The 22,176-nt window shown below is 62.3% G+C and carries 19 protein-coding genes; 9 read left to right on the plus strand and 10 right to left on the minus strand.

The features are described 5' to 3' along the window. The first annotated feature begins 4 nt into the window (after nt 1-4). From J7557_RS16570 to J7557_RS16580, 3 genes are read left to right on the plus strand one after another with little or no spacing between them, the layout of a single operon-like run. Nucleotides 5-1,072 (plus strand): ABC transporter ATP-binding protein, encoded by a 1,068-nt coding sequence (locus J7557_RS16570; RefSeq protein WP_291421156.1) that lies wholly within the window; start codon nt 5-7, stop codon nt 1,070-1,072. Further along, nucleotides 1,069-2,265, plus strand: a complete 1,197-nt coding sequence (locus J7557_RS16575) for a CaiB/BaiF CoA-transferase family protein (RefSeq protein ID WP_291421157.1) — start codon at nt 1,069-1,071, stop codon at nt 2,263-2,265. The genes J7557_RS16570 and J7557_RS16575 overlap by 4 nt, the downstream gene beginning before the upstream one ends. Then, entirely contained in the window at nt 2,265-3,056 is a 792-nt protein-coding gene (locus tag J7557_RS16580) for a CoA ester lyase (RefSeq protein WP_291421158.1), read from the plus strand. The genes J7557_RS16575 and J7557_RS16580 overlap by 1 nt, the downstream gene beginning before the upstream one ends. A gap of 277 nt (nt 3,057-3,333) precedes the next feature. Here the strand turns inward: J7557_RS16580 and J7557_RS16585 are convergent, their stop codons facing one another. The 9 genes from J7557_RS16585 to J7557_RS16625 form a co-directional block, all read right to left on the minus strand. After that, complete coding sequence (locus tag J7557_RS16585; RefSeq protein WP_291421159.1) at nt 3,334-4,146, minus strand: inositol monophosphatase; 813 nt, start codon at nt 4,144-4,146, stop codon at nt 3,334-3,336. After that, nucleotides 4,143-4,979 (minus strand): glycerophosphodiester phosphodiesterase family protein, encoded by an 837-nt coding sequence (locus tag J7557_RS16590; protein ID WP_291421160.1) that lies wholly within the window; start codon nt 4,977-4,979, stop codon nt 4,143-4,145. Before J7557_RS16590 ends, J7557_RS16585 begins: the two co-directional genes overlap by 4 nt. Next, the gene (locus tag J7557_RS16595) at nt 4,976-6,016 is read right to left on the minus strand and encodes an ABC transporter ATP-binding protein (RefSeq protein WP_291421161.1); all 1,041 of its coding nucleotides are present in this window, start codon (nt 6,014-6,016) and stop codon (nt 4,976-4,978) included. Before J7557_RS16595 ends, J7557_RS16590 begins: the two co-directional genes overlap by 4 nt. 378 nt (nt 6,017-6,394) lie before the next feature. Further along, a complete protein-coding gene (locus tag J7557_RS16600; RefSeq protein ID WP_291421162.1) occupies nt 6,395-7,219 on the minus strand; it encodes an ABC transporter permease in 825 nt (274 codons plus the stop codon). 1 nt (nt 7,220) lies between these two features. Then, nucleotides 7,221-8,099, minus strand: coding sequence for an ABC transporter permease (locus J7557_RS16605; protein ID WP_291421163.1), 879 nt, complete (start codon nt 8,097-8,099; stop codon nt 7,221-7,223). Then, nucleotides 8,096-9,247, minus strand: a complete 1,152-nt coding sequence (locus J7557_RS16610; RefSeq protein WP_291421164.1) for an extracellular solute-binding protein — start codon at nt 9,245-9,247, stop codon at nt 8,096-8,098. Before J7557_RS16610 ends, J7557_RS16605 begins: the two co-directional genes overlap by 4 nt. Before the next feature lie 351 nt (nt 9,248-9,598). Next, entirely contained in the window at nt 9,599-10,612 is a 1,014-nt protein-coding gene (locus J7557_RS16615; RefSeq protein WP_291421165.1) for a substrate-binding domain-containing protein, read from the minus strand. Between the two features lie 61 nt (nt 10,613-10,673). Continuing rightward, entirely contained in the window at nt 10,674-11,504 is an 831-nt protein-coding gene (gene fghA, locus J7557_RS16620) for an S-formylglutathione hydrolase (RefSeq protein WP_291421166.1), read from the minus strand. A gap of 166 nt (nt 11,505-11,670) precedes the next feature. Continuing rightward, a complete protein-coding gene (locus J7557_RS16625; protein ID WP_291421167.1) occupies nt 11,671-12,780 on the minus strand; it encodes an S-(hydroxymethyl)glutathione dehydrogenase/class III alcohol dehydrogenase in 1,110 nt (369 codons plus the stop codon). Nucleotides 12,781-12,906: 126 nt separating this feature from the next. On the opposite strand from J7557_RS16625, the gene gabD reads away from it, so the two are divergent. From gabD to J7557_RS16650, 5 genes are all read left to right on the plus strand, one after another. Beyond that, the gene (gene gabD, locus J7557_RS16630) at nt 12,907-14,358 is read left to right on the plus strand and encodes an NADP-dependent succinate-semialdehyde dehydrogenase (RefSeq protein ID WP_291421168.1); all 1,452 of its coding nucleotides are present in this window, start codon (nt 12,907-12,909) and stop codon (nt 14,356-14,358) included. A gap of 347 nt (nt 14,359-14,705) precedes the next feature. Further along, a complete protein-coding gene (locus tag J7557_RS16635; RefSeq protein WP_291421169.1) occupies nt 14,706-16,310 on the plus strand; it encodes a glucan biosynthesis protein in 1,605 nt (534 codons plus the stop codon). Then, the gene (locus J7557_RS16640; RefSeq protein WP_291421170.1) at nt 16,307-16,441 is read left to right on the plus strand and encodes a hypothetical protein; all 135 of its coding nucleotides are present in this window, start codon (nt 16,307-16,309) and stop codon (nt 16,439-16,441) included. The genes J7557_RS16635 and J7557_RS16640 overlap by 4 nt, the downstream gene beginning before the upstream one ends. Before the next feature lie 9 nt (nt 16,442-16,450). Continuing rightward, on the plus strand, nt 16,451-18,202 hold the full coding sequence (mdoH, locus tag J7557_RS16645) for a glucans biosynthesis glucosyltransferase MdoH (protein ID WP_291421171.1): 1,752 nt from the start codon (nt 16,451-16,453) through the stop codon (nt 18,200-18,202). Continuing rightward, a complete protein-coding gene (locus tag J7557_RS16650; RefSeq protein ID WP_291421172.1) occupies nt 18,195-19,403 on the plus strand; it encodes an OpgC family protein in 1,209 nt (402 codons plus the stop codon). The genes mdoH and J7557_RS16650 overlap by 8 nt, the downstream gene beginning before the upstream one ends. Before the next feature lie 131 nt (nt 19,404-19,534). On the opposite strand, the gene J7557_RS16655 is transcribed toward J7557_RS16650, so the two are convergent. Further along, entirely contained in the window at nt 19,535-20,569 is a 1,035-nt protein-coding gene (locus tag J7557_RS16655) for a LacI family transcriptional regulator (protein ID WP_291421173.1), read from the minus strand. Nucleotides 20,570-20,844: 275 nt separating this feature from the next. Here J7557_RS16655 and J7557_RS16660 point away from each other — a divergent pair, with 275 nt between their 5' ends. Next, the gene (locus J7557_RS16660; protein WP_051960346.1) at nt 20,845-22,161 is read left to right on the plus strand and encodes an extracellular solute-binding protein; all 1,317 of its coding nucleotides are present in this window, start codon (nt 20,845-20,847) and stop codon (nt 22,159-22,161) included. Nucleotides 22,162-22,176 lie beyond the last annotated feature (15 nt).

Genomic DNA, 22,176 nt, shown 5'->3' on the forward strand with positions numbered 1-22,176 from the left:
AAAAATGCCGGAAATCGAACTCCGCAATGTCAGCAAGAATTTTGGTGGCGTGACGGTCATTAGGGATCTGTCGCTGACCATGGAAAAGGGCGAGTTCGTGGTGCTGGTCGGGCCCTCGGGCTGCGGCAAGTCCACGCTATTGCGCATGATTGCCGGGCTGGAGCCGATTTCTGGCGGTGAGATCACCATTGGTGGCAAGGTCGTCAACAACATGCCCGCCAAGGAGCGGGACCTTGCCATGGTGTTTCAGTCTTATGCGCTCTATCCGCATATGAAGGTTGCCGACAATATGAGCTTTGCGCTGCGGCTGGCTGGCGTCTCCAAGGCCGAGCGCGACAAGCGCGTGGCCGAGGCGGCGGCAATCCTGGGGCTCGAAAACCTGCTCGATCGCTTGCCGAAGGAACTGTCCGGTGGGCAGCGGCAGCGCGTCGCTATGGGGCGCGCCATCGTGCGCAATCCGCGGGCGTTTCTGTTCGATGAGCCGCTGAGCAATCTCGATGCGAAACTGCGCGTGCGCATGCGCGGCGAGATCAAGGCGCTGCATCAGCGGCTCGGAAAAACCACCATCTATGTGACGCACGACCAGACCGAGGCCATGACCATGGCCGACACGATCGTGGTGCTCAATGGCGGGAAGATCGAACAGGCAGGCGCGCCGCTCGACCTCTACAATGATCCCAACAATCTCTTCGTGGCGGGCTTTATCGGCTCGCCGGAAATGAACCTGCTTGAAGTTACCGCGCTCGGGCCTGAAATTTCGAGCGTGGCTCTGGCGGGCGGGGAAAAACTCCCAATTCCCCGTCCGCTGCCGCTGGCTGTGGGTACGCCTGTGGTCTATGGCATCCGGCCGCAGCATATCGGGCTAGCCGCGGGTGGGGTTGCAGCCGAGGCGCTGGTGGTGGAGCCGACGGGCGAGGCGCAGGAAGTGCGGGCGCGGATCGGACAGACCGAGATCAGCGTCGTCATTCGCGATGCGGAACTGCTGTCGCCGGGCCAGAAGATCGGGCTCGGGATTGATCCGGCAAAGGTGCTGCTGTTCGACAAGGCGAGCGGGGAAAGGCTCGACCGGTGAGTTTTTCGCAGCTTCGATTTGATGGCACGGCGACGGGGCCGCTCGCGGGCATTCGCGTCGTCGATCTGTCGCGGCTGATGGCGGGCAATATGCTGAGCCTGCAGCTTGGCGATTTTGGTGCAGATGTCATCAAGGTGGAGCCGCCAGAGGGCGATCCGCTGCGCGACTGGAAGGAGGAGGGGCACTCCTTTTTCTGGAAGGCCTATGGGCGCAACAAACGGTCCATTTGTCTCAATCTGCGTGAGGCGGCGCAGATGGATGTGTTGCTGAAATTGATTGATACGGCCGATGTCTTCATCGAGAATTTTCGGCCGGGTACGCTCGAAAAAATGGGGCTCGCGCCGAAGACCTTGCTGGAGCGCAATCCGCGACTGGTCGTGGTGCGGATTTCAGGCTTTGGGCAGACCGGGCCCTATGCGCATTTGCCGGGGTTTGGGACCATTGTTGAAGCAATGAGCGGCTTTGCGGACCGGACGGGGTTTCCCGATCGCGAGCCGGTGCTGCCGCCGCTGGCGCTGGCCGATATGATCGCGGGGGTCTATGGCGCTTCGGCTGTGATGACGGCGCTTTATGCGCGGGATGTGCGGGGCGGACGGGGGCAGGTGGTTGACCTGTCGCTGCTCGAATCCATGTTTTCGGTGCTGGGGCCCGAGGCGGGGATTTTTGCCAAGACCGGTAAGATCAAACAGCGGGTGGGGAGTGCTTCCAACACGGCTTCGCCGCGGAATGTCTATCGCTGTGCAGATGGGGGCTATGTCGCGTTGTCGGGATCGACGCAGACGGTGGCGCGGAGGATTTTTGAGATTATCGGGCGGCCGGACATGAATGACGATCCGCGCTTTGCGACAAACTCGGATCGGGTGAAGCACCGCGACTTGGTGGACTCGGCGATTTCAGGATGGTTCGCGACACGGACGCGCGATGCGGCTCTGGCGGAAATGCGGGCGGCGGGCGCGACGGTGGGGCCGGTTTACAATATCGGCGATGCCATGGAGGACGCGCATTTTCAGGAGCGCGAAATCGTCGTGGCGCTTGAGGATGAAGAGTTCGGCGACATGCCGATGCACAATGTGGTGCCGCGGCTTTCGGGCACGCCGGGCGGATTTCGGCGGCCGGCGCCGGGGCTTAACGAGCATGGCGCGGAATTGCTGGCGGAGCTGGGGTTTGATGGGGAATTCCGGAGGGTCGGCTGATGCGCTCGTTGCTCTATGTGCCGGCCGATCAGGAGCGGTTCATCGCCAAGGCGCATTTGCGCGGGGCCGATGCGGTTATTCTCGATCTTGAGGATGCGGTGCCCGAGGAGCGCAAGAATTTTGCGCGGGGGAATCTTAGCGAGGCGGTGAAGAGCCTGCGGCAAGGTTTGGGCGCTGTGGCGGTGCGGATCAATTCGGGCGACGAGGCCGATGTGGCGGCGGCGCTCGGCGCGGGGGTAGATCTGCTGGTTTTTCCCAAGGCCAATTCGGTCGCTGTCGTAGATGAGCTCGATGCGATGATGCGCCGGCACGGCGGGACGGAAACCCCGGTGCTGGCGACGATTGAGAGCCCGGCGGGCGTGCTGGATGCTGCGGCGATCTGCCGGCATCCGCGGCTTCAGGCGATCAACTTGGGCAGCGAGGATTTTGCGCTGGAGCTGGGCGGTGTGCCCGACCCGGATGTGCTGCGCATGCCGAAATTGCTGGTGCATTATGCGGCCAAGGCGGCGGGGAAGCGGTCGCTGGGGCTGCTGCGCTCGATTGCCGATTATGCGGATACGGAGGCCATAGCCGAGGCGGCGAGGGAGGCGCGGCGGCATGGTTTTGATGGGGCGACCTGCGTGCATCCCTCTGCGGTGCCGCTGCTGAATGAGGCTTTTGCGCCTGACGCTGCCGAGGTGGAATGGGCAAGGGCGGTGATGGCGACCGAGGGGACGGTTAGCCTTGATGGCAAGATGATCGACAAACCGTTGCGGGATCGGGCGGCGGCGATTTTGCGACAGGTGGGGTAGGTTCCTGCGCCGATTGCTCCGACAAACTCGACTGTCATCCCGGCGCAGGCCGGGATCCATCTCGAGATCTCAGGATGGGCCCCGGCCTTCGCCGGGGTGACAGCTGTGGGTGTTTGGTAAGCTGAGTGCCCCGCGCTGTCCGCGGTCGTCATTGCCGGGCTTGTCCCGGCAATCCATCTCGCCTCCGCATGGACCACCGGGACAAGCCCGGTGGTGACGATAGAGCGGAGAGGTTGGGGGCTCTCAGGCCGGCTCCAGTCGGAGGCCCTCGAAGGCCTCAGTCAGCCGGGTTCTTCTGCGGCACATCCCGAAGATGGTCGAGGAGGTAGGCGTGGGTCGACCTGTTGGCGACGACGAGCACACCCGTCTTTTCAAACGTTTCCGGGCCGCGGCCCCACCAGTCGGTGACGATGCCGCCGGCTTCTTCCACCAGCAGAATGCCGGCGGCGGTGTCGACGAAGCCGGTTTCTTCAAAATAGCCGGTGAGACGGCCGCAGGCGACCCAGGCGCAGGAATTGGCGGCGCTGCCGACGATGCGGACGGCGCCGATGGGGGCGCGGATGGCGTCGAGGCGATTGTAGGCGCCGGGGTGTAGCGACAGGTTGGGCGTGGGGAGGCCGGTGCCGACGCACATCATAGCGATGTCGGTGGAGCGGCTGACATGGAGGCGCTCGCCGTTGAGATAGGCACCCTGCCCTTTTATGGCGGTGAACATTTCGTCGGCGACGGGATCGTAGACGAGGCCGCACACCGTCTCGCTGCCGCGGCGGAGGGCGATGGTGATCGTATAGTGCTGGCCATTCAAGAAGTTAGTGGTGCCGTCGATGGGGTCGACGAGCCAGCGATGGGTTTCGTCGTCGCGCTCGGCGGGGGCGAATTCTTCGCCGGTCAGGCCCCAGGGATAGCGGGAGAGCAGGCGGTCGCGGATGAGGGTTTCGGATTCGCGGTCGGCGTCGGAGACGAAGTCGCCGGGGCCCTTTACGCCGATCTCGAGATCGCGAAAGCGCTTGAAATGTTCGAGGGTCAGCGCGCCGGCTTCGCGGGTGGTGGCGACCATGTCGGCTAGTATAGCGTTGTAATCGTGGGTCATTTTTCGAGGGCCGCCTTCAGCCCCTCGGGATCGTCGGTGGTGATCTGGTCGACTTTGAGCGCCAGCAGGCGCCGGACTTTTGGGATTGTCGTGTCGTCGACAGTGCGGATGGTCCAGGCGTCGATGCGCCGGCCGGAAGCGTGAATGGGCGCGACGATGTCAAAGCCTGCGGCGTCGGCTTCGAGCACGATGTCGTAGGCGAGATAGATCATTTCGGCGTCGGGCGCGGTTTTGAGCGCGTCGTCGATGAAGGTTTTGAAGTCGCCCGTGGCCTTCAAGCGGGCTAGGGATTCGCCATAGCACGGGTCGTAGCCGGTGCGGAGATTTGGTGCCGAATTCGCTAGCAGACTGATAGCATCGAAGTCGCCGCCCGAGAGAATGAGTGAACGCGCGACGGGGCCGACGGTGGTGCCGAAATTGGCGACGACTTCGGGCGTCAGGGCGGCGGAATCTTCCTTGAAATCAAGCTGCAGCAGCGCATCGGGATGCGGCTGGTTTTGCGCGAGAAGGGCGCAGAGGTCTTCGAGCAGCATCACCTTGTCGGCGATGGGCTGCCCGTCGGTGCCGCGCAGATGCAATTCGCGCAGGACTGCGGCCGGCGTTTGGCGCACGAGGCCGGACCCGGTGGTCTCTTCCTCGAGCGAGAAGTTATGCAGGATAGCACAGCCATGGTCGGCGTGGATAACCAGGTCCACCTCGACGCTGGCGCCGAGGCGCATGGCTTCGAGGATGCGGCTGCCGGTGAAGACCGGGTCCGACGCCTTGCGACGGCCGCGGTGCCATTTGAGCCAGGTGCGGTGACCGCCCTGCTCGATGTAGAGCGGGTCGCTCATGCCTCGCTCCGGAAAATCTGCTTGTTATCGCGATAGGCGGCGACGGCGCGGGGGGCGAGGTTGACGCCCTGGCCGTGGCTGAACTGGCCGGGATGGTTGACCATGGCTTTTACGCGGGTGCCATCGGGCAGGTTGAGGTCGAGGAGGCCGTGGGTGCCATAGTCGGTGACCCGGTGGACTTTTGCGGCGCCGGGTTCGGCGGCGACGAGGTCAAGCGCTTCGGGGCGGATGGCGAGGGTGGCCGGACCGTCAGCGACGGCGAGCGGGTGACTGAAAGTGGCGCGGGTGAAGATGCCGTTGGAGACAGTGCCTTCGATGAGATTCATCGTGCCGATGAAGCCGGCGACGAAGGGGGTTTGCGGATCGCGATAGACGACGTCGGGGCGGTCGATCTGCTCGGTGCGGCCATCGCGCATGACAACGATACGGTCGGCCATGGAGAGGGCTTCGTCCTGGCCGTGGGTGACGAAGAGCGTGGTGATGCCGACGCGCTGCTGGATGTCGCGGACTTCTTCGCGCAGGCGTTCGCGCAGGTGCTGGTCTAGGCTGGCAAAGGGTTCGTCGAGGAGCAGGATTTTCGGTTCGAGCACGAGCGAGCGAGCGAGGGCCACGCGCTGCTGCTGGCCGCCCGAGAGCTGGGTGACGCGGCGGGTGCCGTAGCCGCCGAGGCCCACGAGTTCGAGCACGGCTTCGACCTTGCGCTTGATCTCGTCGGCCGGCAGGCGGCGAAGTTTTAGGCCAAAGGCGAGGTTTTTGAAAACGTCCATGTGCGTCCAGAGGGCGTGGCTCTGGAAGACCATGCCGGTGGGACGCTTTTCCGGCGGCAGGTGGGTGATGTCCTGGCCGTCGATGGTGATGAGGCCGGAGGTCGGCTGTTCGAAGCCGCCAACCATGCGCAGGAGCGTCGATTTTCCGGAGCCCGAGGGACCGAGGAGGCAGACGAGCTCACCATCGGCTACTTCGAGCGAGAAGGAGTCCACGGCCTTGGTGCCGCCGGGGAAGAGTTTGGTGACGTCTTTGATAGTCAGAACGGACATTTTTATTCCTTCACCTCTCGGGCGGCGGCGAGATTGGCGCGAGGGGCATCGGCCGGGAAGCGGGCATGGGATGGGGTGGCAGTTGGTGGGCGCGGTGGGGAAGAGTGGGCAGGAAGGCCCCCTTACCCCCAACCGAATTCGCTTCAGCGAATTCGGTGACGCTGCGTAATTCGGCCTCTCCTCCTAAGGGAGAGGTGTCGCTTTGCGACTGGGAGATCCTGTGAGCGTGGCCCCACCCCCTCCCGGCCTCCCCCATCAAGGGGGAGGTGAAGGGATGGTGGATCAGGGGAGAGGGTGCCTCAAACTGGGTCTGGCACCTCCCCCTTGATGGGGGAGGTTGGGAGGGGGTGACGGCAGGCGCGGTGCTGAAAATTGCGCTCATGCGCCAAAGCCCTTGGCGAAGGAGCCGGAGTTGACGACGCGGCGCGCGAAGAGGAGGGCGATGAAGCTCGGGACCCAGAGGAGGACCGAGAGCACGGCGCCATATTGGATGACGGGCTGGTTGTTGATGAAGGAGATCATCAGAACCGGGAGGGTGCGCACCTGGGGCGCGCCGATGAGCCAGGCGCCTTCAGTTTCGTAGAAGGTGCCGACAAAGCTCAGGAGCAGGGCCGCTGCGATGGTCGGGCCGGCCTGTGGCAGGGTGATCGACCAGAAGACGCGGAGCGGGGAGGCGCCGACGTCTCTCGCGGCTTCTTCCATGCGGCGATCGACGGCCTGGAAGGCGGCGACCGGAATCCAGATCATGAACAGGAGCGTTCCCACGAGCTGGATGAGGACGACGCCCCAGAAGGTGCCGATCAGGTTGAGCTGCAGGAAGATGCCTGCGATGGCGACGAGCAAGCCGAACTTCGGAAAGGCGTGGCCGGCAAGGAACGAAAAAAACAAAATATCGCGGCCCGGAAAATCGAGGCGGGCGAAGGCATAGGCGGCGGGCAGGCAGATGATGGCGGAGAGGACCGTCACCGTGGTGGCCAGCGTCAGGCTCATGGTGATGGAGCTCCAGACGTCGGCGCGGGCCAGTGTCTGGTACCAGAATTTCAGGCCAAATTCCTGCGGGATGACAGAGGGAAAACGCCAGACATTGGTGAAGGCCCATGTGCCGACGACGAGCAGCGGCACGACGATGACGAGGGTCAGGACGACGGCGAAGACGATGCCGGTCCAGTCGATCGGCTGGGAGATTTTTGCGGAGGCGCTCATGTCAGGGCGTCCTGTTCTTGGCGACGGAGCGCACGTAGAAGAGCCCGAAGAGAATGCAGAAGCCGAAGGTGATGACGGCCTGGGTGATCGCATTGGTCGGATCGAAGAGATCGCGGAAAGTGCGCTGCATGAAGGGGCCCATCATTTCCGGCGCGGCCGGCCCAAGGATGTAGGGCAGCGTGAAGGACGAGAAGATGCCCAGCACCGCAAAGGAAATGGCGACGAGAATGGAATTGGAGAGGCGCGGGAGGATGATGTGCCAGAGGAGCGCAATGCGCCCTGCCCCGACATCGCGCGCCGCTTCGATGGCCTGATTGGACACATTGCCTAGGCCGGACAGCAGGATCAGCACGGTGAGCGGGATATTGTCCCAGACAAGGCCGATGACCGGACCCCAGGGGGTGAGGTAGGGCGACTTGATCTTGGGGAGACCCACGGAATTGAGCAGGAGATCGACGGTGCCGTTCGGACCCAGAACGCGAATAAACGCGAAGCTGAGAATGATGGAAGGCACGAACATCGGGAAGATGGCGAGGCCCTGCACATAGGCGGCGATCTTTGAATTGGAAAAGCGCAGATAGAGCGCAATCGGCAGGCAGACCAGCAGCAGAAGCACGGCGCAGACGCCGGTGGTCCAGAGCGTGATGGCCAGGTTCGCCCGGCTATAGGGGTCGTTGACGAAGAACTCGTAGCTCGAGACCGAAAGGGCGCGACCGCCATCGGGGGTCGGCAGCCAGATGGTCTGGATCATGGCCGCGATGATGGGCCAGATGATCAGCCAGAGAACCAGCAATACGGGAACGGCCACTAGCAAGAGGCCTATCGGCCTCTTGCGTTGCGTGGGTGCGGGCGCCAAGGCGCCCGCTTCTGTCGATGTCACGAGGCGGGGTCCACGTTCGGTGCAACGGCGCGGTACCAGCCGTCATTGACGGCGGTTTCCCACTTGCCGCCCGGGAAGGTCGGGATCGAGGCCGGGATGATGTCGGCAAACTTGGCGCGCAGATCAGCCGAGACATAGTCCCAGGACACGCCGGGGAAGCCACCGAGCTCGGTGAGCACGGCCGACTGGATTTCCTCGGTGAGGAGGAAGTCGGCGAGCTTGAGAGCTGCGTCCTTGTTGGTGCCGTTCGAGAGCACGGCAAGCTTGGTGAAGCCGCCGGGGAGGCCAAGGTCCTGAAGCTGGACGAGGCCGGTGGTTTCCGGAAGCACGCCCTGCTGAATGGCAGAGAGAGCCTGATCGGACCAGGCCGGGATCATGGTGACGGCCGACTGGCCGAGGAGCTGCAGCGACTGAGTGTTGCCCGAGGTATAGGCGCCGCCTTCGAAGAGCGAGGGAGCGAGATCGTTGAGGATCTCCCAGGCCGGGGTCAGGGTTTCGGTGGCCAGCGCGTCGGTGAAGTTGTCGACGGTGAACTTGGTGGGATCATTGCCATTGGCTTCGAAAATGGCGCGGCGGACAAAGTTGCCACCCGAACCACCCTTGTTGGGACGGTTGTAGATGAACTGGCCCGGGTTTGCCTTGATCCAGGTGACGAGGTCAGCCCAGGTCTTCGGCACGGAAGCGGGATCGAGCTTGGTGGTGTCGTAAGCGAGGAGAACCTGCGAACCGCGATAGGGCAGATTGGTCGGGATGTCGAAGGCGAGCGGGTTGATCTTGGAATAGTTGGAAAGACCAGCCTTTTCGAAATCGACATAGAGGCCCTTGGCGATACCATCGACGGTGACGCGGGTATCGAAACCTTCGAAGAGATCGGCCTGCGGATCGGTGCCGCTGGCAAGAGCGGCGAGAGCGCGGTCGCCGATGGCGGCAACGCCGGCGCCGTCGCCACCGTCAACCAGATTGAGCGTGATGCCGGCATTGGAGGCTTCAAACTTGGGCTTCACCACATTGGTCCAGAAGTCGATGACGTTCTGGTCCGAGGTGAAGTAGACGTCGATCACGCCTTCGGCAGCGAAGGCCAGGCGCGGCATAATGGTGACGCCAGCCGTCAGGGCGGCGGCGGAAATCAGGAAATTGCGGCGTTTCATCGTGTTCTCCCATGTGGGCAACCCAAGGGGCTACCCTAGCTGCGCTGGCGATGGAGTCCATGAGCCGGAAAACCGACAAGCAGATGCGCACCAGCCCGCACCCGCAAACTCTATGGAACTCCCCTCCTCGCTGCTGCAGCGCGGCGGGCAATTCCGATTCTGTTGTCGGATATTGCCGGGACCGCGCAGAGCGCATGCATAGACAACACCGAATGACGCTTGCACACAAGTGCATTTGCATCTCTTTCGGTGAAGCTAGATATTTGGCTTCGATAACGCTTTCATGACAGCGTGTTCATTGCTCTCGTGTGCAACGCTGTGCAAGGAGCAAAACGCAGCTGATCGGACCAGCTATTCCGCTGATGGCCTTACGCTTTTTCGCCAGATGGGAATGGGCTCGAAAATGCGTCGTCCGGCTTCGGCTGCAACGGTCTGGCCGAGCAGTTCAACCAGATGATCACCCATGGCGGCGAAGGGCTGGGCGAAGGTGGTGAGCTTGTAGGATTGCCAATCACCTTCATCGATATCGTCGAATCCGACAAGGCAGAGATCGTTCGGCAGAGTGAGACCGAATTCGTGGCGGGCGGCATCCATGAAGCCGAGGGCAAGAAGATCGGTGACGCAGAAGACGCCATCGGGACCATCGGAGCGGCCGAAGAGGCGGCGGGCACTTTCGTAGCCCGAGGCGTAATTGGTGGGGCCGGCGGCCATGACGGTGACGGCCATGCCGGCGTCTTTCGCAACCTCGACGAAGACGCGTTCGCGCTCGAGAAGGCTCGCAGTGCTTGCCGTAGAGGTGACCAGGGCGAGGCGCTTGCAGCCGGCGCGGCGGAGCAGAAAGAAGGCTTCGCGCCCGGCCATTGCGTTGTCGACACTGAGATTGTGGCAGCCGGTCAGCGGATCGTCGCGGTTGATGAGGATGACCTGCTGGCCATTGGCGAGGCTGGTTTCGATCAGTTTGGCCGAGGGGGTGCCGGAGAGGACGACGGTGGCGTCGGCGCGATAGTTGAGCGTTTGCCGGAGGGCTGCCGCGACGCTTTCTTCGTCGGTGCCGGTATTGATGATCATGATCACCTTGCCGGCGGCCTGCAGTTTTCGCGTCAATACATCGACGAGGCGGGCGCGGATGGGGGTCGTCATATCGGCAACGACGAGGCAGACGATATTGCTGCGTTCACGCAGGCCCCGGGCGAGGTGATTGACATGGTAGCCGAGCTCGCTGGCGGCTTCCAGCACCTTGCGGCGGGTTTCTTCGGAAACGCTGGCGCCATCGGTAAAGGTGCGCGACACGGCCGAGCGCGACACGCCGGCGCGTTCGGCCACCGTGCGGGCGCTGACGAAGGGGCGGCGTTCCTGCTCGCTCATAACTGGGGCCCTTGGTTGACGGCCGCGATAGTGCTTTCTATGCGGCCGTCGTCAAGGGGCGTCAGGCTTTGAGCGCTGCGGCGTGGTGGGCGATGTGGTCGCCGATGAAGCTGGCGATGAAATAATAGGAGTGATCGTAGCCGGGGCGGAGGTTGAGCGTCACGGGATGATTGTAGCGCGCGGCTTCGGCGGTGAAGATTTCGGGTTTGAGCTGGGTGAGCAGGAAATCGTCGGCTTCGCCCTGATCGATGAGGATGGGCAGGCGTTCCTTGGCCGAGGCGAGAAGCGCGGTGGCGTCGTATCGTTTCCAGGTGTCGCGGTCGGGGCCGAGATAGGCGGAAAAGGCCTTTTCGCCCCAGGGAACCTGGCTCGGCGCGACGATCGGGGAAAAAGCCGAGACGGCGCGGTAGCGGCCTGGATTTTTGAGGGCGATGGTGAGGGCGCCGTGGCCGCCCATGGAGTGGCCCATGATGGAGCGATTTTCGTTTGCCGGGAAATTGGCTTCGATCAGCGCGGGGAGTTCTTCCACGATGTAGTCGTACATGCGGAAGTGGGCTGCCCAGGGCTCCTCTGTGGCGTTGAGATAGAAGCCGGCGCCCTTGCCGAGATCGTAGGCCGGGTCATCGGCGACGTCATCGCCGCAGGGCGAGGTGTCGGGGGCGACGACGATGACGCCGTGTTCGGCGGCATAGGCCTGGGCGCCGGCTTTTGTCACAAAATTCTGCTCGGTGCAGGTGAGGCCGGAGAGCCAGTAGATCACCGGCATTTTCGCGCCCGGTGTGTGAGCGGGCACGAAGATGCCGAAGGTCATGTCGCAGTTGAGGGTTTTCGAGGTGTGCCGGAAAACCCTCTGCGTGCCGCCGAAGGAGGCGTGCTGTTCGATGAGGTTCATTGTTTTGGGTCCTCTTTTCGGAGGTCATTTGCACACCCCGATGTCATCCCCGCGAAAGCGGGGATCTCCGGCCGGAAAAGAGATTCCCGCTTTCGCGGGAATGACACCGTGGATGATGGGAGGAAGCGGCTGGGTGCCGGCAAAAACGCCAGCACCCGGTTGCAAATTAATACTTGATGACGGAGCGGATCGACTTGCCTTCGTGCATCAGATCAAAAGCGTGGTTGATGTCGTCGAGACCCATGGTGTGGGTCACGAAGGGCTGCAAATTGATCTTGCCGGCCATGGCGTCTTCGACCATGCCGGGGAGCTGGGTACGGCCCTTGACGCCGCCGAAGGCGGTGCCCATCCACTTGCGTCCGGTGACGAGCTGGAAGGGACGGGTGGAGATTTCCTGGCCGGCGCCGGCAACGCCGATGATGATCGACTGGCCCCAGCCGCGATGGGCGCATTCGAGCGCGGCGCGCATGACGTTGACATTGCCGATGCACTCGAACGAGTGGTCGACACCCCAGCCGGTCATTTCGACGATGACCTGCTGGATCGGCTTGTCGTGATCCTTGGGATTGATGCAATCGGTGGCGCCGAATTCCCTGGCGAGGTCGAACTTACCCGGGTTGGTGTCCACGGCGATGATGCGGCCGGCCTTGGCCTGGCGGGCGCCCTGGATGACGGCGAGGCCGATGCCGCCGAGACCGAAGACGGCGACGCTGTCGCCTTCCTGCACCTTTGCCGTGTTGTGCACGGCGCCGATGCCGGTGGTGACGCCGCAGCCGAGAAGGCAGACGTGCTCGTGATTGGCTTCGGGGTTGATCTTGGCGAGGGATACTTCGGCGACGACCGTATATTCGGAGAAGGTCGAGCAGCCCATATAGTGGTAGAGCGGCTGGCCTTTATAGGAAAAGCGGGTGGTGCCATCGGGCATGACGCCCTTGCCCTGGGTGGCGCGGACAGCAGTGCAGAGATTGGTCTTGCCCGACTTGCAGAAGAGGCACTCGCCGCATTCGGCGGTGTAGAGCGGGATGACGTGGTCGCCCGGCTTGACCGAGGTGACGCCCTCGCCGACTTCGACGACGACGCCAGCACCTTCATGGCCGAGAACGACTGGGAAGAGGCCTTCGGGATCGTCGCCGGAAAGCGTGAATGCGTCGGTGTGGCAGACGCCCGTGTCGGAGATCCTAATCAGCACTTCGCCCTTCTTGGGTGGTGCGACGTCGATCTCGACGATTTCCAGCGGTTTTCCGGGTGCGAAGGCAACGGCAGCACGGGATTTCATCTGGGGCTCTCCTTATGGGCGTCTGTTTCCGTTGGGTACAAGCGGAACCGGGTCGGCGCAAGCCCGGTTGGTGTCCATGGCGGGATCTGATTGTATATGCTGTCGCCGAAGCCAAGGGAGTGAATCATGCAGCTCAGGGATACCTCACTTTTTCGCCAGGCGGCGCTCGTGGGAGACCGCTGGATCGAGGCCAATGGCTCCGGCATTGCGGTGACCAATCCGGCAACGGGCGAGGTGATCGGGCATGTGCCCAAGCTTGGCGCTGCGGAAACGCGCGAGGCGATCGAATTTGCCGAAGGGGCGCAAAAGGACTGGGCGACGCGGACGGCGAAGGAACGGTCCAATATCCTGCGACGCTGGTTTGAGCTGATGATCGAGAACAAGGAGGATCTGGGGAAGATTCTTACCCTCGAACAGGGCAAGCCCGTGATTGAGGCGACAGGCGAGATCGTTTATGGCGCGAGCTTTATCGAATGGTTCGCCGAGGAGGCACGGCGGGTTTATGGCGACCTGATCCCCGGTCATCGGGCCGATGCGCGGATCATGGTGATGAAGCAGCCGATCGGGGTCGTGGCGGCGATCACGCCGTGGAACTTTCCCAATGCGATGATAACGCGAAAAGCGGGACCGGCGCTGGCGGCGGGGTGTGCGATGGTGCTGAAACCGGCTTCTCAGACGCCGTTTTCGGCCATTGCGATTGCGGTGCTGGCAGAAAGGGCCGGATTGCCCAAGGGGCTTTTCAGCGTCGTGACCGGCTCCGCTAGAGAAATCGGGGCGGAGATGACCGCCAATCCGATCGTGCGGAAACTGACTTTTACCGGGTCCACTGAGGTGGGTGCAGAGCTCTACAAGCAGAGCGCGCCGACCATCAAAAAACTCGGGCTGGAGTTGGGCGGCAATGCGCCCTTTATCGTCTTTGACGATGCCGATCTCGATGCGGCTGTCGACGGGGCGCTGATCGCGAAATTTCGCAACAATGGGCAGACCTGCGTCTGTGCCAATCGCATCTATGTGCAGGATGGGGTTTATGACGCTTTTGCCGAAAAGCTCAGCAAGGCCGTGGGGACGCTGAAGACAGGCAATGGTTTTGACGAAGGTGTCATTTTGGGGCCGCTGATCGATGAAGCGGCGCTCGAAAAAGTGGAGGAGCATGTGGCCGATGCGCTGGGGAAAGGCGCAAAGGTGCTGCGCGGGGGAAAAGTTTCTCCGCTTGGGGGCACGTTCTATGAGCCGACGGTTTTGGCCGATGTGACGGCTGACATGGCCGTGGCGCGGGAGGAGACTTTTGGGCCGGTGGCGCCGCTGTTCCGGTTCAAGGACGAGGCCGATGTCATCGCGCAGGCCAATGATACGGAGTTTGGGCTGGCTTCTTATTTCTATGCGCGGGACCTGAGCCGGGTGTGGCGGGTGGCCGAGGCGCTCGAATATGGGATGGTCGGGGTCAACACCGGGCTCGTCTCAACGGCCGAGGCGCCATTTGGCGGCGTAAAACTCTCGGGGCTGGGGCGCGAGGGGTCGCGCTATGGCATCGAGGATTTTGTCGAGATCAAATATGTGTGCCTCGGCGGAATTGCCTGAGATTTTTGGCACTTTCCACTAGCGTGGAGCCTGAAGCCGGGGCCTGACGCTGACCCTCCAAACTGCGACAAATCGCGCGCAAGAACCTCGGAAGTCACTGACTCCCGGGGTTTTTCTTTTCTGTCATATGACAGTTTTTTAACGTTTTCTTCATGCGCCAGTCTTTCGCCCCATTTGCCCCTTAGCTCAGCCTCGCCTGCTCATCACGAGACGGTGAAGACGGTTTCAAGGCGGTTTTTGGGCAGCATTGCGCCATGCGTTTGCTGCATGCCCGCCATGCGACAACTTTACCGGCTTGGCGACGTTGCCGGAAATTGATGGATAGCGAAGAACAACAAGCGTCACAAATGCTCACCGCCCCAGATAATCGACTGTCTCGCCGCGCCTTTCTCTCCGGCGCCGCCGCTTCCATCGCCCTGCTTACTTCCACATCGCTGACCCAGACTGTCCTGGCGATCGAGCCCATTTCAGGCGCTTTCGACTATGACAGCTTCTCCCAGCGCATGAAGGACCTGGCGGCCCAGCCCTATCAGAGCCCCGTCCTGATCGATTCCGAGGTCTATATGGGCCTCAACTATGACGGCTACCGCCGCGTGCAGTTCAATACGGACAAGGCACGCTGGCGCGGCGACGATCACGGTTTTCAGATCCAGGCCTTTCCGCCCGGCTGGCTCTTCAAGGAAACCGTCTCGGTCTATGAAATCACCGATGGCGACGCGCATCCCTTCGCTTTCGACAGCGAAGACTTCATCTACCACTTCGATGATGATACCGAGCGCAAGACGATCGAGACGGCCGAGTTTCCGGGCATTGCCGGCTTCCGCATCAATTATCCGCTCAACACGCCCGATCTCGCCGACGAATTGGTCGCGTTCCTTGGCGCGAGCTATTTCCGCGCCTTGGGTCGCGGCAATATCTATGGTTCGAGCGCACGTGGCCTGCTCATCAATTCCTGGCGTGAAGGGCCCGAGGAGTTTCCGCGTTTCTCCGAATTCTATGTCGAGCGTCCTACGGGCGATGGCCCGCTGACGGTCTATGCCGCGCTTGAAAGCCCGAGCGTGACCGGGGCCTATCGTTTCCTGATTTCGCCGGCGGGCGAAAGCCAGCAGGAGACGGTGATGGACGTCACCGCGCGGCTCTATTTCCGCAGCGATATCGGGGAAATGGGCATTGCGCCGCTGACCTCGATGTTCCTCTTTGCCGAGACCAATCGGCATCAGTTCGACGATTTCCGGCCGCAGGTGCACGATTGCTCCGGGCTCGTTTTCGAGCCGGAAGCCGGGCTGCCGCAGTGGCGCCAGCTCAACAACACGCCGCAGCTTGGCAATTCCTTCTTCTGGGACGCCAATATGAAGGCCTTTGGCCTTTACCAGCGTAACCGCAATTTTGACGACTACCAGGACGCCGGCGCGCACTATGAACGCCGCCCCTCGATGCGCGTCGAACCGACCCATGATTGGGGTCAGGGCCAGGTGCGCCTGATCGAAATTCCGGCCAAGTCGGAAACCGATGACAACATCGCCGCGTTCTGGATTCCGAACGAGCCGCCCAAGGCGGGCCAGGAACGTGAATATGGCTATCGCCTGATTTGGGGCGATCTCGTTGCGAAGGACGATGCCGAGCTGGCGCATGTGGTTGAAACCCGCATTGGCCAGGGTGGTGTCTCCGGGGTCGAAAACGCGGCAACGCTGCGCAAGTTCGTCATCGACTTCGATGGTGGACGCCTCGCGGACCTGTCGCCTGACACAATCTTCGAAGTCGATGCCACGGCGTCGGCCGGTGAAATTACATCGTCGACCTTCTCGCAGATCGACGCCAACGGACTTTGGCGTCTGGTCCTCGATGTCGAGACGGAAGGTCAGAACCTTATCGAGCTGCGGGCCAGCATTGGCTCAGGCGGCGAACCACTGACGGAAGCCTGGCTTTATCAGTGGCGCGGAGAAATTGCATGAAGCACCAGCCCTTTCAGCCTATCGACGGCCTTCCCAATGCCCCGCTTGCCATGCCCAAGCAGACGCTTGAGCGCGGCTCGGCCTTTGGCGGTCTCTTCAAAGCCTTCTTTCTCGTCTGGCAGCGCAACTAGGACTGGTGAATGGGTAATCGGCTAACTCCGGGGCGGGCTGGGTGGCTGCGGCTGCTCACGCTGGGCTTCGCCGCGGGTGTGAGCCTGACCGCCGGCACGGCCTTTCTCGACCTGATCGGGGGCAATCGCCCCGTCTTTCTCGATTGGCTGCGCACGATCCTGCTCGTCTTGACCGGCTTCTGGCTGGTCTGGGGCGGGACGATTGGGCTTTTGGGGGCGTTGTCGCCAAAATCGCGGCGCCTCATGGACCTGACGCGGCCCGAGGGCAAGACGGCCATTCTGGTGCCGATCTATAATGAAGACCCCGTAGAAACCTTTGCACGTATCGCGGCGATGAACCGGCAGATCGTGGCCAAGGGTCTTGGCGAGCATTTTCACTTTGCCATTCTTTCGGACACGACTTCCCTGGAAGTGGCGGCCGAGGAAGCGAGCGAATTCGAGCGGCTGATCGTCGAGCCGGAAGCGCCCGGCCGCATCTTCTATCGCCGCCGTGAGCGTAATGTCGGCCGCAAGGCCGGCAATATCGAGGATTTCATTGCCCGCTCGGGCGCGGCCTATGACTATGCCATCATTCTCGATGCCGACAGCCTGATGGAAGCCGATACCATGCTGGCCATGGTGCGGCGGATGGATGGTGATCCGAAACTCGGGCTGTTGCAGACGGTGCCGGTAGTGATCGCCGCGCGGACCCTTTTTGGGCGCATGATGGCTTTTTCCTCGGCCTATTTTTCGCGCTATTTTGCGCGTGGCGCGGCCATGCTGCAGGGCGAGGACGGGCCCTATTGGGGGCATAATGCCATTGTGCGGGTGCGCGCCTTTGCCTCGTGCTGCGGCCTGCCGGTGCTTTCGGGAAAACCGCCCTATGGCGGGCATATCCTCAGTCACGACTATGTCGAGGCGGCGCTTTTGGCTCGCGGCGGCTGGAAGGTTGAGGTCGACCCTGAACTGCTCGGTTCGTTCGAGCAGGGGCCGGAAAACCTCATCGAATATGCCAAGCGCGATCGTCGCTGGTGCCAGGGTAATCTGCAGCATCGCCGGCTGATTGCTGCGCCGGGGCTGAAATTCTGGAGCCGGTTTACCTTCGTCCAGGGCATCATGGCTTATCTCGCCTCGCCGCTCTGGCTCTTGCTGATGGCGGCGAGCCTCCTTTCAAGCCTTACGCCCGATAGCGGCGGCGAGCGCTGGGGCGCGACCCCCTGGGTGATCGGCGGCGGCGTGCTGGCGACCCTGCTTCTGCCCAAATTCGCCATTGCCGTGCGCGGCGCCCTCGACGGCACCAATGCGGCCTTTGGTGGCTGGCGGATCATTCCTTCGGTTTTGAGCGAGATCGTCATTTCGACCATTATCGCCCCGGTCCTGCTCGGCTTTCAGAGCCGCGCGGTGTTCCAGATTCTTTTCGGCATGGATGGCGGCTGGCCGGCGACCGAGCGCGACGCCAAGGCGGTGCCGCTGAAGACGGCTTTTTCGGCGAGCTGGTGGATCGTCCTGGCCGCACTCGCGGCTTTGGTGTTCATGGCCTATGCCGGGCCGGCCTTCCTGCCCTGGCTGCTACCGGTGGCTGGCCCTGCCCTTCTTGCACCCTTCGTCATCTGGGCGACGGCGCGGGGCGGCGACCGGCCAGTCAGCACCTGGCTGTTCTCGACCGCCAATGAACGGACGCCGAGCTCGATCATCGTCGAAGCCGACGCTATTCTCGCCAGCTGGCGCGCTACCGAGCCTGTCGTGACCTCGGGCCTTCTTGAAGTCGCTGTCCATGCTTGAGCGCAAACCGACCGTCTGGGATCGCATCCCGGGCCTGCGCGCTATTGCGGCCGGCTCCGCTCCCCTGCCCCCGGGCGGCCGCGACGAGCGGCTCGACATGTTCCGGGGCCTAGCGCTGGTGATGATCTTCATCAACCACGTGCCGGGGACGGTGTTCGAGGCTTTTACCAACCGCAATTTCGGATTTTCCGATGCGGCCGAGGCCTTCGTATTCATGTCGGGGGTGGCGGCGGGATTGGCCTATTCGGGCGCCTTCCTCAAGCAGGTGCCGGTGTGGCTTGCTATTGCCCGGCCTTGGGCCAGGGCGAGACAGCTCTATTTCGTGCACCTGACGCTGACCTTCATTTTCCTCGGCACCTTTGCCGCGGCGGCGCATTTCTTTGGGCTCTATGAGCTGCTGACGACCAATAATCTGAAGGCGCTGGCGCAGAAACCGCTTGAGGTGTTGATCGGCATTCCGCTGCTGACGCATCAATTCGGCTATCTCAATATTCTGCCGCTTTACCTCACCTTCCTGCTGATCACGCCGGCGCTGATCGTGGCGGGTTTAAAAAAGCCCTATTGGCTGGTGGCGGGCTCGGTGCTGCTTTGGGTGCTGGCTGGCACGTTCAGGCTAAATTTTCCGAACTATCCCAATTCGGGCGGCTGGTTTTTCAATCCGCTTTCCTGGCAGTTGATCTTTGTGCTGGGGCTTGTGGCCGGCATGGGCATGAAGCTTAGCAAGCGGGCGTTTCCGGCCCATCCGGTGGCCTTCCTGTTGGCGCTGGGATTTCTGGTCCTGTCGCTTTTGTGGATGAAAGTGTCGCCGGTGGGCGCCATGGGCAATGGCGTGTTGCGCTGGCTTTGGCAGATCGGCGCGCCCTTCCATATCCACTCCTTCGACAAGACCTTTCTTTCCTTGCCGCGGCTTTTGCATGCGCTGTGCCTATTCTACGTGCTGGCGTCCATCCCCAGCATGCAGGCGATTGCCGCCTCTCGCTGGGTTTCGCCGCTGCGCGCCATGGGGCGGCAGGGCCTCGCGGTTTTTGCCACGGGCACGGCGCTGAGTCTGCTGTTCCAGGCGGTAAAGGCGGGGGTGCCAGAGAGCGTGCTTACCGACGCGGCAATCCTGTTGGTGGGGCTGTCGATCCAGATCGGGCTTGCCTATGCACTCAACCATACAGTCAAGATGAAGGCGGCACTGGCGCGGGCGAAGGCTTAGGGCAAGACCTCTCCCACCCGCCGTCATTGCCGGGCTTGCCCCGGCAATCCATCTCGCCTCGGCATGGACCACCGGGACGAGCCCGGTGGTGACGATGGAGAGGGTAGTTGGCGGGTTATCGCGCCAGTTGCCTAGCCGCTGCGCCAGTGGGGCTGCGGCTCGGCGAGGGTCTGCAGGTCGCCAACGGCGGCGCCGTCGATGCGGCGCAGGAGGAGGCGGGTCAATTCGCCCCCGGCGGCAAAGACGTCCTCGCGGATACTGTCCATTTGCGGGAAGAGCGTGGGCAAAATTCCAGACGTCTGCTTGTAGATCAGTTGCACTTCGCGGCCGAGGGTCACGCCGCCCTCGGTGAGGCCGCCGACCAGCGCGATGGTGCGCATTTCGCTGTCGCAGATGATGCCGTCCGGACGGTCCGCGGCGACGGCGAGGTCGAGGCCGACGGCGCGCATGTCGGCTGGGCTCAACTTGGCCGCGCCCTGGAAGATCCGGGCCTCGATGCCGGCGCGGGCCGCCTCCTTGCGGAAGGAGGTGACGATATTGTGGTAATTGGTGGTGCTGTCATCGCCGATGACGAGCATGATATCGCGACAACCCTTTCCGGCAAGGCGTCTTACGGCAAGCGCGGCAAAATCCTCGGAATGGAAGTCGTGATAGGCGTGCGGCGTATAGAATTCGGTGCGCCCATGGCTGACGAAGGGGAAATCGGCATCGATCATCATCTGCACGCGCGGATCGCGCGGGCCGGTATGGGTGATGATGACGCCGTCAGCGGTGCGATTGGAGAGGATATAGTTGATCGTATCGGTCGACAGGTGCCGCTCGAATTCCGGGATCACCGTCAGGTGGTAGCGCGTGCCATGAATGGCATGGCCGATGCCCTGGATCATGTTGCGGGCAAAATCGATGGAATCCTCGGAACCATCGAGCACGAGAGCGATGACATTGGTCTTGCCTGTCCTGAGGCGTACGCCGGCGCGATCGGGCACATAGCCGAGCGCCTTGGCGGCTTCGTTGACCTTGTCGCGGGTTTCCTGCTTGAGCGTCGTGCCGCCCCTGAGGGACAGGGAGACGGTGGAAAGGCTGAGCCCGGTCACCTCGGCAATGGTCTTGAGCGTCACGCGCCTCGTGCCGCTGGCCATATTGTTCTTCGTCGTCTTGCTGCTCATTGCTTTCCCCGAGCCGATTTTACACGGGCTCGCGCTCAAACCAATGCGAATTTTTTGCAACGTTAGATAAGAATCACGGCTCACCGAAATCGATGCAAACTTTACAATACCATTGAAAAACAACGATAAAAATTGCGATATGTCAGCATCAATGACAATTTTCGAAATGCAATTGCAACGTTGCATAACATGTGATTACGTTCTGGCCGTTCGGGATGTGGAGGTCCCGGACAATGCCGCGTGCGATAAGCGGCAGCAGAGCAGAGGAGGAGTTAATGCTCAGAACCGGTTTTCTGACGACGGTGGCCGCCATGACCTTGATGGCCGCGTCCGCGATCCCCGCCCAGGCGGAAGTATCGTTCATGTATCCCGAATGGCTGGCGGCGCTGGTCGAGCCCGGCATCACGGCCTTTGAGGCCGAGACCGGCGAAACCGTGAAGGCCATCAAGCTGCCGGGCCAGGGCTATGACCAGCGCATCGCGCTCGATCTCAGCGCCGGCACTGCCGCCGATGTCAATGTGATGGACTCCTTCATGGTCAGCGAACTGGCTTCTGCCGGTTATCTGCTGCCGCTCAACGAGCCGCTCAATGGCTGGGACCAGTTCGAGCCCTATATGAAGGGCCTGTTGGAAGTCGCGTCCTATCAGGGCCAGATCTATGCCCTGCCCACCGATACCGACGTGCGCATGCTCTGGTATGATCTGTCCAACTTCGAAAAGGCCGGCATTCCCACTCCATGGGAGCCCAAGAGCTGGGCCGACATTCTCGATGCCGCGCAAAAGCTCAAGGATGCGGGCGTGCAGTATCCGTTCCAGTTGCCGGCCGGCACCAAGCAGGCGGAAGCGGCCACCATGCAGGGCGTCTATATGGCGCTGCTCGGCGCCGACGTGCCGGAAGGCGATCGCAATCGTCTCTTGAAGCGCGACACCAATCAGTGGATCGGCGACAGCCCGGCACTGCGCCGCACCTTCGACTTCTACCACCAGGTCTATGCCGAACGCGAACTGAACCCGGCCGATCTCAACTATGCCACCGATATCGGCGCGGCAGTGCGTGCGGCGCTGGCCAATGACCAGCTCGGCATTCTCGCCTCCGGCTCCTGGGAAGATGCATGCCTCTGGGACTGCAACACCCCGCCGAGCCGCGAAGAGCGCGATGCGCTCGTGGCCTGGACGCCGTGGCCGGGCTCGGGTGAACCCGGAACCAAGGCGACGACCAATATTTCCGGCGGCTGGGCCATCGGCGTCAATGCCAATGCCAGTGACAAGGACCTTGCCTTCAAGCTCGTGACCTCGATCTTCGATCTCGACAATTTTAAGGCCTGGACCCTTGCGACCCACCGCATGGCGGTTCGTACCGACATTTCGGAATCTCCGGAATATATGGCCGATCCGTTCCTCGCCAAGGCAACGGCACTGGCTGCCGACACCACCGGCCGCGATACCGTCCCCGGCTATCAGACCGTTTCGGCTCTGATCCAGCAGGCGACCTCGGATCTCGTCGATGGCGTGCCGGTCGAAGAAGTCGTCCAGACCTATCATGACGCGCTGGTCGACGAATTCGGCGAAGAAGCTGTCGTAACCTACGAATAAGAACCTCCCGACGCG

Source organism: Devosia sp. (genome assembly GCF_017744655.1).
GTDB lineage: Bacteria > Pseudomonadota > Alphaproteobacteria > Rhizobiales > Devosiaceae > Devosia.